The organism is Leifsonia sp. KNZ12-8B (genome assembly GCF_056755495.1).
In genome coordinates this window covers 1-12,152 of record NZ_JBPGXM010000115.1, presented here as the reverse complement: position 1 = coordinate 12,152, position 12,152 = coordinate 1, and the positions used below count along the sequence as shown (strand labels likewise).

13 protein-coding genes are annotated in these 12,152 nt (G+C 71.8%); 9 read left to right on the top strand and 4 right to left on the bottom strand.

Annotation, left to right across the window (positions count from 1 at the left end; genetic code table 11):
- Positions 1-97: 97 nt before the first annotated feature.
- Entirely contained in the window at positions 98-856 is a 759-nt protein-coding gene (locus ACR9ZG_RS14830) for an SDR family NAD(P)-dependent oxidoreductase (RefSeq protein WP_481285618.1), read from the bottom strand.
- 83 nt (positions 857-939) lie between these two features.
- On the opposite strand from ACR9ZG_RS14830, the gene ACR9ZG_RS14825 reads away from it, so the two are divergent.
- Entirely contained in the window at positions 940-1,548 is a 609-nt protein-coding gene (locus tag ACR9ZG_RS14825; protein WP_481285617.1) for a TetR family transcriptional regulator, read from the top strand.
- A gap of 53 nt (positions 1,549-1,601) precedes the next feature.
- Here the strand turns inward: ACR9ZG_RS14825 and ACR9ZG_RS14820 are convergent, their stop codons facing one another.
- A complete protein-coding gene (locus ACR9ZG_RS14820) occupies positions 1,602-2,642 on the bottom strand; it encodes an NAD(P)-dependent alcohol dehydrogenase (protein WP_481285616.1) in 1,041 nt (346 codons plus the stop codon).
- A gap of 49 nt (positions 2,643-2,691) precedes the next feature.
- Between ACR9ZG_RS14820 and ACR9ZG_RS14815 the strand changes: the two genes are divergently transcribed.
- Complete coding sequence (locus ACR9ZG_RS14815; RefSeq protein ID WP_481285615.1) at positions 2,692-3,453, top strand: VOC family protein; 762 nt, start codon at positions 2,692-2,694, stop codon at positions 3,451-3,453.
- 114 nt (positions 3,454-3,567) lie between these two features.
- Complete coding sequence (gene rpsO / locus ACR9ZG_RS14810; RefSeq protein ID WP_481285614.1) at positions 3,568-3,837, top strand: 30S ribosomal protein S15; 270 nt, start codon at positions 3,568-3,570, stop codon at positions 3,835-3,837.
- 78 nt (positions 3,838-3,915) lie between these two features.
- Here the strand turns inward: rpsO and ACR9ZG_RS14805 are convergent, their stop codons facing one another.
- Entirely contained in the window at positions 3,916-5,106 is a 1,191-nt protein-coding gene (locus ACR9ZG_RS14805) for a low temperature requirement protein A (protein ID WP_481285613.1), read from the bottom strand.
- A gap of 19 nt (positions 5,107-5,125) precedes the next feature.
- On the opposite strand from ACR9ZG_RS14805, the gene ACR9ZG_RS14800 reads away from it, so the two are divergent.
- The 3 genes from ACR9ZG_RS14800 (at position 5,126) to ACR9ZG_RS14790 (ending at position 8,912) form a co-directional block, all read left to right on the top strand.
- Positions 5,126-5,563, top strand: a complete 438-nt coding sequence (locus tag ACR9ZG_RS14800) for a VanZ family protein (RefSeq protein WP_481285612.1) — start codon at positions 5,126-5,128, stop codon at positions 5,561-5,563.
- Between the two features lie 10 nt (positions 5,564-5,573).
- Complete coding sequence (locus ACR9ZG_RS14795) at positions 5,574-6,341, top strand: fructosamine kinase family protein (protein ID WP_481285611.1); 768 nt, start codon at positions 5,574-5,576, stop codon at positions 6,339-6,341.
- A gap of 276 nt (positions 6,342-6,617) precedes the next feature.
- Positions 6,618-8,912: a polyribonucleotide nucleotidyltransferase gene (locus ACR9ZG_RS14790; RefSeq protein WP_481285610.1), complete on the top strand. Its 2,295-nt coding sequence runs from the start codon at positions 6,618-6,620 to the stop codon at positions 8,910-8,912.
- Between the two features lie 85 nt (positions 8,913-8,997).
- Here ACR9ZG_RS14790 and ACR9ZG_RS14785 read toward each other — a convergent pair whose 3' ends face one another.
- Complete coding sequence (locus tag ACR9ZG_RS14785; protein ID WP_481285609.1) at positions 8,998-9,462, bottom strand: Lrp/AsnC family transcriptional regulator; 465 nt, start codon at positions 9,460-9,462, stop codon at positions 8,998-9,000.
- A 211-nt stretch (positions 9,463-9,673) separates the two neighbouring features.
- Here ACR9ZG_RS14785 and pdhA point away from each other — a divergent pair, with 211 nt between their 5' ends.
- The 3 genes from pdhA to ACR9ZG_RS14770 form a co-directional block, all read left to right on the top strand.
- On the top strand, positions 9,674-10,795 hold the full coding sequence (gene pdhA / locus ACR9ZG_RS14780) for a pyruvate dehydrogenase (acetyl-transferring) E1 component subunit alpha (RefSeq protein ID WP_481285619.1): 1,122 nt from the start codon (positions 9,674-9,676) through the stop codon (positions 10,793-10,795).
- Complete coding sequence (locus ACR9ZG_RS14775) at positions 10,792-11,802, top strand: alpha-ketoacid dehydrogenase subunit beta (RefSeq protein ID WP_481285608.1); 1,011 nt, start codon at positions 10,792-10,794, stop codon at positions 11,800-11,802. The genes pdhA and ACR9ZG_RS14775 overlap by 4 nt, the downstream gene beginning before the upstream one ends.
- The coding region (locus ACR9ZG_RS14770; protein WP_481285607.1) for a biotin/lipoyl-containing protein at positions 11,802-12,152 on the top strand (351 nt) is incomplete at its 3' end. The genes ACR9ZG_RS14775 and ACR9ZG_RS14770, both read left to right, overlap by 1 nt.

The following is a 12,152-nucleotide window of genomic DNA, read 5'->3' as shown; positions in this document are numbered from 1 at the left end:
AGATGTGTATAAGAGACAGCCTCATGTCACTTCTCGGCGGGGCGACCCGCATCTGCTCACGACTCGGCGGAGAGGGGGGCGGAGGGGTGGAGCGCGATCAGATCGCCGACCAGCCGCCGTCCGAGGCCAGCACGACGCCGGTGACGTTGGCCGAGTCATCGCTCAGCAGCCAGGTGATGGTGGCGGCGAGGTCCTCGGGCTGGGCCACCGGCGGCACCGTGGTCTGCATGATCGGGCCGATGCGCTCGCCCGCCCACTGGGAGCGGAACGGCGCCTCGATGTTCGTCGCCACCGGCCCGGGCGCGACGGCGTTCGCCCGCACGCCCTTCGGGGAGTAGAAGACGCTCGTGCTCTTGGTCAGGCCGATGACCGCGTGCTTCGACGCGGTGTAGGCGGCGCCGGCGGCCGAGCCGCGCAGACCCGCCTCGGACGAGACGTTGACGATGGAGCCGGCCCCGGCCTCCACCATGAGCGGCAGGACCGCGCGGGTCAGCCGCATGATCGCCGTGACGTTGATCGTGAAGACGCGGTCCCAGGTGGCGTCGTCCACCTCGGCGGCGGGCAGGAAGCCGTCCATGATGCCGGCGACGTTGGCGAGCGCGTCCACGCGGCCGCCCGCGGCCTCCAGGAGGCGCGCGATGGTCTCCTCGGCGGCGACGTCGCCGGCGACGGGCACGATGTCGAGGCCCGGGTTCTCGGCGACGAGCGCGTCCAGGCGCTCGGGCGCGATGTCGCTCGCCACGACGCGGGCGCCCTCGGCGGCGAGGCGCAGCGTGGTGGCGCGGCCGATGCCGGAGCCGGCCCCGGTGACGACGGCCGTCTTGCCGGCGAAGCGGTCGGTGGAAATGGTGCTCATGACGGATCTCCTCATCCCTCTGCGATCGGCGTCGATGGCGCGGCGCCCGAGGTCTTTATAGCACTCGGTGCCATAATGTAGCCATGAGTTTGCCGGACGCCGCCTCCACGCCAGCACCGCGGCGGCGCGGGCGGCCGGTCGACGTCGACCCCGACCGCATCGCGCTCGTCGCGCTGCGGCACTTCGACGCCCACGGCTACGAGGAGACGACGATGGACGACATCGCCGCCGCCGCGGGCGTGAGCCGCCGCACGCTGTTCCGGTACTTCCCGAGCAAGCCGGCGCTGGTGTGGGGAGGGATGGAGCCCGTCGTCGAACGGCTGCGGGCCGTGCTCGACGCCGCACCGGAGACCGAGTCGGTGCGGGATGCGCTCGCCCGCGCCTTCACCGAGTCGCTGGACCTGGGCCCGGGCCGCATCGAGGCGACGAGGCGGAGGCTGCGGCTGATGGCCGCCCACCCCGCCCTCGTCGCGTTCGGGATCGCGAGCCTCGCCGCCGACCGCGACGTGCTGGGCGGCTTCCTCGCACGCCGGCTGCGCATCCCCGCCGACGGCCTCCGCGCACAGGTGCTCGCCGACGCGCTGACCTCGGCGAACTTCTCGGCGCTGCTGTGGTGGGCGCGCAACGACGACGGCGACCCCGCCCCGGTCGCCATCGCCGCGCTGGACGAGGTGCTGCGCGGACCCGTCTGAGGGGGCCCGTGCGAGGTGGACCCGGGGCCGCGCAGCCCTCGCCGCCAGACGACTCAGTCGTTCGGCACGATCACCGCGCGACCGCGGATGCGGCCCTCGTGCAGACGCTCGTACGCCTTCGGCGCCTCGTCGAGGGTGTAGGTCTCGATCTCGACAGTGACGGCGCCCGCGCGGGCGAGGTCCAGCACCTCGATCAGCTCGGCGCGGGTGCCCCAGTACGGCGTGCGCACGGCCACGTCGTAGCCGATCCTCCCGAACCCGACGGGGAGGGCGCCGCCGCCGATGCCGACGATGGTCACGTCGCCCTCGGTCGCGGCCATGCCGGCCGCCAGGTCGACGGTCGGCTGCACGCCGACGAAGTCGAAGACCGCGTCGGCGCCGCGGCCGTCGGTGCGGTCGCGCACGGCCTTCACGGCGTCGGTGTTCGACAGCAGCGCGTCGTGCGCGCCGACCTCCCTGGCGAGGGCCAGCTTCTCGTCGTTGACGTCGAGGGCGATCACCGTCGCCCCGCTGATCGCGCGGAGGATCTGGATGCCGACGTGCCCGAGCCCGCCCGTCCCGATGACGACCGCGGTCGTCCCGGCGCCGAGCTTCGGCAGCGAGGTCTTGATCGCGTGGTAGGGCGTGAGCCCCGCGTCGGTGAGCGACACGTTCCGCACCGGGTCGAGGCCGCCGAGCGGGACGAGGTGCCGCTCGCTGTCGACCAGCATGTACTCGGCCATGGAGCCGGGAGCGCCGAGGCCTGGCGGGCGGATGCCCTCCGCCTCCGCGTTCAGGCAGTAGTTCTCCTTGCCCTGCGCGCACATGTGGCAGCGACCGCAGCCCCACGGCCCGTAGACCGCGACCGCGTCGCCGGGCTTCACGCCCGTGACGCCCTGGCCGACCGCCTCCACGATCCCGGCGCCCTCGTGCCCGAGGGTGAGCGGGAGGCCGTAGATGTACTGGTCGGCGGGCAGCCCCATGATGAACTCGTCCGAGTGGCACACGCCAGCGGCGGTGACCCTCAGGAGCACCTGGCCGGGCCCGACCTCCGGGTCCGGCACGTCGACGACCTGCGGCGCCGAACCGATCTCTCGATATTGCAATGCCTTCATGAAGGCGACGGTACTCCCCGGTGGTGAACGGAACGGCTACCGTGTGCCCATGCCGATCGTGACCTCCTTCCCCCCGGGCACCCCCATCTGGGTCGACCTGCAGAGCCCCGACCAGCCCGCGGCCGCTGCCTACTATCGCGACCTCTTCGGCTGGGAGGTGTCGCCGGCCGATCCCGCGATGGGCGGCTTCTCCACGGCCTCGCTGCGCGGCGTCTCCGTCGGCGCGCTCGGCCCGCTGCCGTCGGGCGATGTGCCCACGATGTGGACGACCTACTTCGCCGTGTCCGGACTGCACGCCGCCGCGCAGGCGGTGGAGGCCGCGGGCGGCCGGGTGCTGCTGGCGCCCGGCGAGCCCGTGCCCGGCGTGCACCTGGCGATCGTCGAGGACCCGGCGGGCGCCGTGTTCGGCATCTGGGAGCGGCGCGGCGAGCACCGCTGGCTGCGCGACGAGCCCGGCGCGGTCGACTGGGTCGAGCTCGTCACGCGGGAGCCCGACGCCGTCTTCCCGTTCTACGAGGCGGTGCTCAGCGTCGGCGCGAGCGAGATGCGCGTGGGGGAGAAGCCGTACGGCCTGCTCGAGGTCGGCGACAGCAGCGTCGCGGGCGTCTACGAGGGGGCGGGAGGCCCCTCCCGCTGGGTGGTCTACTTCAACGTCGCCGATCTCGATGCTGCTGTGGTGCGGGCGACCGAGCTCGGCGGAACGCTCTCGGTAGAGCCGATGTCGGCGCCGGGCGTCGGCCGCTGGGCCGAGGTGACCGACCCCCAGGGAGCCGGCTTCGCCCTCCTCGAGCCGGAGCGCGAACCGGACTGAGCGCCCCGCCTTCCTCTGGTAGACTCTTCAGGTTGCCGTCGAACGGCCGCGGATCAAGAGAGCCCAGGCATACGGCCCCGGGCACCGCGCAACGAGAGGAAGGGGATCCCATCTATGGCACTGGATGCAGAGACCAAGAAGGCGATCATCGAAGAGTACGCTACCCACCCCGGTGACACCGGATCCCCCGAGGTTCAGGTCGCCATCCTGACCAAGCGGATCAAGGACCTCACCGAGCACCTCAAGGAGCACAAGCACGACCACCACTCGCGTCGTGGCCTGCTCCTCCTCGTGGGTCAGCGTCGCCGTCTGCTGGGCTACCTGGCCGACATCGACATCAGCCGTTACCGCGCCCTCATCGAGCGCCTCGGTCTGCGTCGATAACTTCGACCGCGAGCTTCTTCGCGAACGGGCCGTCACCCGGGCTTCTGCCCCGGTGGCGGCCCGTTTCCCGTTTCGGCCTCAGCCGGCCGCCGCGGCCTCCCGCGCCGCCACCGCCCGGTCCACGAGCGTCGCCGTCACCAGCCCCGCCGCGACCAGCGCGATGCCGATCATCACGCCCACCAGTCCGATGGCGGGGGAGGCGACGGGCAGCAGCAGGATGAGCGCGATCGCGACGGCCGTCTTGAGCGGGCGGATCACGACCTCCGGCACCAGCGGAGCGTGCAGCACGTAGAGCATCAGCAGGAACACCGCGACCGGGATGGCGACCGCGTACTCCACCGCCGTGTCCGACACCTCGGCATGGTCGGCGCCGCGCTGCACCGCCACCTCGAGCCCGGCGCCCAGCGCCGCCAGGGACGCGAACACGAAGTAGTGGCCGTACCCCCAGTAGAAGGACCGGCCGCGGCGCGACGACAGCCCCTCCGCCGCCGGCTCCAGGAAGTACAGCCACCACAGCGCGAACAGCAGCACCAGCCCGGCGGCCGCGATCGCGATCAGCGACCCCGACAGGCCGTTCTCCGCCAACGCGCGCTGCACGCCGACGGACGACGCGAGCACGGACTCGCCGAGCACGATGATCGTGAACAGCCCGTAGCGCTCGGCGATGTGGTGCGGATGCCACGGGGTCATCCCGGTCCGCTCCGCCCAGAGCGGCACCGCGAGCTCCAGGGCCGCGCCGATCGGGAACAGCCAGGGCGCGACCGCGGGCGGCATGAAGCCCCACGCCACCCAGAGCACCTGCACCGCCGCCACGCCGCCCGCATACCGCAGCGCGGTGACCCGCCCCTGCGGATGCTCGACCGCCGCGCGGACCCACTGGCCGACCAGCGCCAGCCGCATGATCAGGTACCCCACGATCACCGCGGTGAACGACTGCTCCTCGAACGCCGCGGGCACTCCGGCGGCCAGCACCAGCACGCCGCCCATCTGCAGCATCGTCATCAGCCGGTACGGCACGTCGTCGGTGTCGTAGGCGGAGGCGAACCACGTGAAGTTCATCCACGCCCACCAGATCGCGAAGAACACCATGCAGTACGGGCCGAGCCTGTCCAGCGCGTGCCCCTCCTCGCCCGCGGTGGCGAGCTCGGCGGCGACCTGCGCGATGGCGACGACGAACGTGAGGTCGAACAGCAGCTCCAGCGGGCTGGAGACGCGGTGCTGCTCGTCGGTGGCGCGTCCGGTCATCCGGATGCGGAACGGGAGGCTCATGTGCGCCAGCATAGGAGGCATGCCGCGCCGCCGCCTCGCCCTCGCCGTCGTCACCGGCGCGTACCTGCTCGTGGTCGCCTGGATCACGCTCAACCCGTTCCCGCCCGACCCGCACGGCAACGGCCTCCTGAAGCAGCTGCTGGCCTTCGCGGCCGACGTCGCCCCGCTGCGGTGGATCACGTTCGACGTCGTCGAGTTCACGGCCAACGTGCTCATGTTCGTGCCGATGGGCGTGCTGTTCACGCTGCTGCTGGGTCTCGGGAGGTGGTGGCTGGCGCTCCTGATCGGCGTCGCCTCCACGTGCTTCATCGAGAGCGTGCAGCTGTTCCTGCCGAACCGCTACAGCGACGTGCGCGACCTCGTGGCGAACACGCTCGGGACGCTGATCGGCATCGGGATCGTGGCGCTCGCCGTCGCGGTCGCGACGCGGCGACGGCGGCGCGTGGCGGCCGCGTAGGGTGACGCGCATGGAGACCGTGGTGAAGCAGCGCGCCGACGCGCCCGACCGCTTCTTCGAGGCGGAGGCCGCCGGCCTGCGCTGGCTGGCCGAGCCGGAGGAGCGCGGCGGCGCCCGCGTGGTCCGGGTCGCGGACGTCGCACCGGGCCGTATCACGCTCGAGCGCGTGCAGGAGGCCCGCCCGACCCGCGAGGCGGCACGCGCCTTCGGTGCGGCGCTCGCGGTGACGCACGCGGCCGGCGCCGCCGCGTTCGGCGCGCCGCCGGACGGATGGGACGGCCCCCTGTACATCGGCCGACGCCCGCTGCCGGTCGCGCACGAGACGAGCTGGGGCCGCTTCTACGCGCGCGACCGCGTGCTCCCGTATCTCGACATCGCGGTCGCCGTCGGCAACGTGACCCCCGCCCAGGAGCCGGTGATCCGGGAGGCGGTGGAGCGGGTGGCATCCGGCGCGTTCGACGACGACGAACCTCCCGCGCGCCTCCACGGCGACCTGTGGACCGGCAACGTGCTCTGGACGGGGGAGGGTGCGGTGCTGATCGACCCGGCCGCGCACGGCGGTCACCGCGAGACGGACCTCGCCATGCTCGCGCTCTTCGGCCTCCCGCACCTCGACGATGTGCTCGCCGCCTACGACGCGGCCCGGCCGCTGCGGACGGGGTGGGAGGCGCGCGTCCCGCTGCACCAGCTGCACCCGCTCGCCGTGCACGCGGCCGGGCACGGCCCCTCGTACGGCGTCGCCCTCGCCGAGGCCGCGCGGGCGACGCTCGACCTCTGACTCCGACCGGCCTGATAGGATGCTCACGGTCGGCAGTGCGCCGACCGAACCGGAGCAGGCCGGCAGGAGCTGGTCCTCGGTGGTGGTATCCGGAGGCGCCCGTGCGAGATCGCGGGAGGCGTCACCGTGTATTTCTACTGATGGCCAGACGGGCTCGGCTCACGCACCCGCGTGGGGATGCCGCGTACACACAGCGTGTCGAACTGCTTGCTCCTGCTCCTTGGATGAAGTCGCGCCCATACGGGGCAGCGACGTTAAACAAAGGAGAAAGACCTCTTGGAAGGTCCTGAGATCAAGTTCGCCGAAGCCGTCCTCGACAACGGCCGCTTCGGCACCCGCACCGTCCGGTTCGAGACCGGACGCCTCGCCCAGCAGGCCCAGGGCGCCGTCGCCGCCTACCTCGACGAGGAGACCATGCTGCTGAGCGCCACCAGCGCCAGCAAGCACCCGAAGGACAACTTCGACTTCTTCCCGCTGACCGTCGACGTGGAGGAGCGCTCCTACGCCGCCGGCAAGATCCCCGGCTCGTTCTTCCGCCGCGAGGGCCGCCCCTCGACCGAGGCGATCCTGGTCTGCCGCCTGATCGACCGCCCGCTGCGCCCGTCGTTCGTCGACGGCCTCCGCAACGAGGTCCAGATCGTCATCACCGTCCTGAGCATCGCCCCGGGCGAGTTCTACGACGCGCTCGCGATCAACGCCGCCAGCGCCTCCACGCAGATCTCCGGTCTGCCCTTCTCCGGCCCGATCGCCGGCGTCCGCCTCGCCCTCATCCCGGGCAACGGCGCGCACGAGGACCAGTGGATCGCGTTCCCGAAGGCCGAGCAGCTCGAGGAGGCCGTGTTCGACCTCATCGTGGCCGGCCGCGTCCTCACCAACGAGGACGGCTCCGAGGGCGACGTCGCGATCATGATGGTCGAGGCCGAGGCGACCGAGAACTCCTGGAACCTGATCCAGGGCGGCGCCGTCAAGCCGAACGAGGAGATCGTCGCCCAGGGCCTGGAGGCGGCCAAGCCGTTCATCCGCCAGCTGGTCGGCGCGCAGAACGTCATCGCGCAGCAGTCCGCGAAGGCGATCGCCGACTACCCGGTGTTCCTGCCCTACTCGCAGAGCACGTACGACAACGTCGCGGGCCTCGCCTACGACGAGCTCGTGAACGTCTACCAGATCGCCGACAAGATCGAGCGCCAGAACGCCGACGACGCCCTCAAGGAGCGCGTCAAGGCGGCCCTCACCGAGAAGGTGGAGGCGGGCGTCCTCGACCCCGAGGTCCTCACCCAGTTCTCGGCGGCGTACAAGTCGGTCTCGAAGGTCGTCATGCGTGGGCGCGTCCTGCGCGAGGGCGTCCGCATCGACGGCCGCGGCCTGACCGACATCCGTCCGCTCGACGCCGAGGTGCAGGTCATCCCGCGCGTCCACGGCTCGGCGATCTTCCAGCGCGGCGAGACCCAGATCCTGGGCGTCACCACGCTGAACATGCTCAAGATGGAGCAGCAGATCGACTCCCTCTCGCCGGTGACGCACAAGCGCTACCTGCACCACTACAACTTCCCGCCCTACTCGACCGGTGAGACCGGGCGCGTGGGCTCGCCGAAGCGGCGCGAGATCGGCCACGGCTTCCTGGCCGAGCGCGCGCTCGTGCCGGTGCTGCCGAGCCGCGAGGAGTTCCCGTACGCGATCCGTCAGGTGTCCGAGGCGCTCGGCTCCAACGGCTCCACCTCGATGGGCTCCGTCTGCGCGTCCACCCTGTCGCTGCTCAACGCCGGTGTGCCGCTGCGCGCCCCGGTCGCCGGCATCGCGATGGGCCTGATCTCCGACGTCGTCGACGGTGAGACCCGCTACGCGGCGCTCACCGACATCCTGGGCGCGGAGGACGCGCTCGGCGACATGGACTTCAAGGTCGCCGGCACGAGCGAGTTCGTCACCGCCATCCAGCTCGACACGAAGCTCGACGGCATCCCGTCGTCGGTGCTCGCCGGCGCGCTGAAGCAGGCGAAGGACGCCCGCACCACCATCCTGAGCGTGCTCAACGCCGCGATCGACCGTCCGGACGAGATGGCCCCGACCGCGCCGCGCGTGATCTCGGTCCAGATCCCGGTCGACAAGATCGGCGAGCTGATCGGCCCGAAGGGCAAGACGATCAACGGCATCCAGGACGAGACCGGCGCCGACATCTCCATCGAGGAGGACGGCACCGTCTACATCGGCGCCACCGACGGCCCGGCCGCCGAGGCGGCCCGCGCCGCCGTCAACGCGATCGCGAACCCCACCAACCCGGAGGTCGGCGAGCAGTTCCTCGGAACCGTCGTCAAGATCGCCGCGTTCGGTGCGTTCGTCTCGCTGCTCCCGGGCAAGGACGGCCTGCTGCACATCTCCGAGGTGCGCAAGCTCGCGGGCGGCAAGCGCGTCGAGAACGTCGAGGACGTCCTCGGCGTCGGCCAGAAGATCCTGGTGGAGATCACCAAGATCGACGACCGCGGCAAGCTCTCGCTCGCGCCGGTGATCGCGGACGAGGCCGAGACGCACGGCCGCGACGCCGCGAGCGAGGGCCCGGAGGCTCCGGCCGAGGGCTGACCCTCCCGGCACTCGCGAGTACACGCGAAATCGCCCTGAAACCGCCGAGTACGCAGCCGCTCTGCGTACTCGGCGGTTTCTGCGTTCAGGCGTCGCGGGTGAGGAGCTGGCGGAGGCGGTAGGGGATGAGCTCGCCCATGTCGAGGGAGGTCTCGGCGCGGTCCACGCCCTCCACGGACTGGATGAGGCCGGTGATGCGGAACAGGTCCTCCGCGTCGACGCACACCACCCGCAGCAGCAGGTCGTACGGGCCCGAGATGCCGTGCGCCTGCACGATCTCGGGGATGCCGGCCAGCCCCTCCACCACCGCCGCGAGCATCTGCTGCCGCACGTGCACGGTGACGAACGCGGCGAGCGGGTACCCGGCGGACCTGGCGCTGATCCGGCGCTCGAAGGACAGGAAGACGCCGTTGCGCTCGAGCTCCGCCACCCGCGCCTGCACGGTGTTGCGGCTGAGCCCGAGGCGGTCGGCGAGCGAGACGTTGGTCGAACGCGGGTCGTCGGCGAGGGCCACGAGGATGCGGCGGTCGGTGCTGTCGAAGCTGCGCATGGTGTGCAACCTAGCAGCCGCGTCGCTCCGGCGATAGTGCACTCTGCACGGTCGACACGCCGTTGGTTGTGCGGCGTGACTCGGGCGCGTAGCCTTCCGGTAATTCCGGCGACGAGGCCGGAAGCCGGTCGGGCGCGCCACAAGCATGCCGGCCGGGCAGAGAGTGAAGGTTGCGTGAACCGTGACGATCGACAATCAGCCCGATACCCGGATGGACGACGTGCGCCTCCCCGCGGGAGCCGACACCGCGCAACTGTCCGATCTCGTCCAGCTCCTGAGCCCCGCGGGGGAGCGGTTGAGCGACGTGCGCTTCGACGCCTGGATCTCGGACATCGGCTCGCAGCAGCTCCTCGCCCTCTACGACGACATGGTCGTCATCCGCCGCATCGATGCCGAGGCGACCGCTCTGCAGCGCCAGGGCGAGCTCGGTCTGTGGCCGCCGCTGCTCGGCCAGGAGGCCGCCCAGATCGGCTCCGGACGCGCGCTGCGCTCCGACGACTTCGTCTTCTCCAGCTACCGCGAGCACGGCGTCGCCTACTGTCGCGGCGCCGGCCTGGTCGACCTCCTGCGCGTGTGGCGCGGCGTCGCCCAGAGCGGCTGGAACCCGTACGACATCAACATGGCGACGCCGCAGGTCATCATCGGCGCGCAGACCCTCCACGCGACCGGCTATGCGCTCGGCATCCAGGCCGACGGCACCGACGCGGTCGCCGTCGCCTACTTCGGTGACGGCGCGACCAGCGAGGGCGACGTCACCGAGGCGCTGATCTTCGCGGCGACCTACTCGGCGCCGGTGATCTTCTTCTGCCAGAACAACCAGTACGCGATCTCCGAGCCGGTCGCCCTGCAGGCGCAGCGGCCGATCGTCGAGCGTGCGCCTGGCTTCGGCGTGCCGGGCGTGCGCGTCGACGGCAACGACGTCCTCGCCGTGATGGCCGTGACCAGGGCCGCGCTCGACCGGGCGCGCTCGGGAGGCGGCCCCACCTTCATCGAGGCCGTCACCTACCGCATGGGGCCGCACACGACCGCCGACGACCCGTCGCGCTACCGCGACCCCGCCGAGGTCGACGCGTGGGCGGGCCGCGACCCGCTCGCCCGGGTGGAGGCTCGGCTCGTCGCCGACGGCGTGCTCACCGAGGACGCGCGCGCGGCGATCGCCGCGAAGGCCGACCGCGTGGCCGCCGAGATGCGCGCCGGCATCGTGGACCTCGCCGATCCTGACCCGCTGAGCGTGTTCGACCACGTCTACGCCGAGCCGCACTCCGGTCTCGTCCGCGAGCGCGACCACTACTCCCGCTACCTGCGCACCTTCGTCTCGGGAGGCGATCGATGACCGCGCTCACGATGGCGAAGGCGATCAACGCCGGACTCCGCAAGGCCCTCGCCGAGGACGACCGCGTCGTCCTGATGGGGGAGGACATCGGCACGCTCGGCGGCGTGTTCCGCGTCACCGACGGCCTCCAGACCGAGTTCGGCCCGCGCCGGGTGATGGACTCGCCGCTCGCCGAGTCCGGCATCCTGGGCACCGCGGTCGGGATGGCGTACCGCGGCTACCGGCCGGTGGTCGAGATCCAGTTCGACGGCTTCATCTACCCGGCGTTCGACCAGATCGTGAACCAGGTGGCGCGGATGCACTACCGCACGCAGGGTGCGGTGCGGATGCCGATCACGATCCGGGTGCCGTTCGCCGGCGGCATCGGCGCGGCCGAGCACCACTCCGACTCGCCCGAGGCGTACTTCGCGCACGCCGCCGGCCTGCGCGTGGTCAGCCCGTCCGACCCGCAGGAGGCCTACACGCTGATCCAGCAGGCCATCGCCTCCGACGACCCGGTGCTCTATTTCGAGCCCAAGCGCCGGTACCACGCCAAGGGCGAGGTGGATGAGGAGACTCCGCTCGCCGACGCCCGGCCGATGGGCACCGCACGGGTGCTGACCGCGGGCTCCGACCTCACCCTGGTCACGTATGGCGGCCTGGTGCAGCTCGCGAAGGACGCGGCGGTGGCTGCCGAGGACGACGGCGTCTCCGTGGAGGTCATCGACCTGCGCTCGCTGTCGCCGCTCGATCTCGACACGGTCGCGGCGTCGGTCCGCAAGACGGGCCGGCTGGTGGTGACGCACGAGGCGGCGCTGTCGGGCGGCTTGGGGGCCGAGATCTCGGCCTCCATCACCGAGCGCTGCTTCTACCACCTGGAGCACGCGCCGGTGCGGGTGACCGGACACGACATCCCGTACCCGCCCGCACGCCTGGAGTCGGCGCACCTGCCCGACCTCGACCGCATCCTCGACGGCATCGACCGCGCGATGGACCGGCCGAACTCGCTGACGGGGGTGGAGGACTGATGGCGGTCAAGGACTTCGCTCTCCCGGACCTCGGCGAGGGTCTCACCGAGTCGGAGCTGGTGAGCTGGCGGGTCGCCGTGGGCGACAGCGTCACGCTCAACCAGATCATCGCGGAAGTGGAGACGGCGAAGGCGCTCGTCGAGCTGCCCGCCCCCTATGACGGCCGCGTGTCGCGCCTGTACGTGGAGCCCGGAGTGACGGTCGCGGTCGGGGAACCGCTCGTCGCGATCGAGGTCGGAGACCTCGAGGACGCTCCGGAGCCGACCCTCGTCGGGTACGGCGCGCGGCCCGATGCCGCCGGACGGCCGGCGCGCCGACCGCGGCCTGGTCTGGCCGCGGGCGGTGCGCCC

Excerpts from the sequence above, each read along its gene's own strand:
- ACR9ZG_RS14830 (WP_481285618.1), bottom strand. The coding sequence starts at position 856 with ATGAGCACCATTTCCACCGACCGCTTCGCCGGCAAGACGGCCGTCGTC.
- ACR9ZG_RS14825 (WP_481285617.1), top strand. The coding sequence starts at position 940 with ATGAGTTTGCCGGACGCCGCCTCCACGCCAGCACCGCGGCGGCGCGGG.
- ACR9ZG_RS14820 (WP_481285616.1), bottom strand. The coding sequence starts at position 2,642 with ATGAAGGCATTGCAATATCGAGAGATCGGTTCGGCGCCGCAGGTCGTC.
- ACR9ZG_RS14815 (WP_481285615.1), top strand. The coding sequence starts at position 2,692 with ATGCCGATCGTGACCTCCTTCCCCCCGGGCACCCCCATCTGGGTCGAC.
- rpsO (WP_481285614.1), top strand. The coding sequence starts at position 3,568 with ATGGCACTGGATGCAGAGACCAAGAAGGCGATCATCGAAGAGTACGCT.
- ACR9ZG_RS14805 (WP_481285613.1), bottom strand. The coding sequence starts at position 5,106 with ATGAGCCTCCCGTTCCGCATCCGGATGACCGGACGCGCCACCGACGAG.
- ACR9ZG_RS14800 (WP_481285612.1), top strand. The coding sequence starts at position 5,126 with ATGCCGCGCCGCCGCCTCGCCCTCGCCGTCGTCACCGGCGCGTACCTG.
- ACR9ZG_RS14795 (WP_481285611.1), top strand. The coding sequence starts at position 5,574 with ATGGAGACCGTGGTGAAGCAGCGCGCCGACGCGCCCGACCGCTTCTTC.
- ACR9ZG_RS14785 (WP_481285609.1), bottom strand. The coding sequence starts at position 9,462 with ATGCGCAGCTTCGACAGCACCGACCGCCGCATCCTCGTGGCCCTCGCC.
- pdhA (WP_481285619.1), top strand. The coding sequence starts at position 9,674 with ATGGACGACGTGCGCCTCCCCGCGGGAGCCGACACCGCGCAACTGTCC.
- ACR9ZG_RS14775 (WP_481285608.1), top strand. The coding sequence starts at position 10,792 with ATGACCGCGCTCACGATGGCGAAGGCGATCAACGCCGGACTCCGCAAG.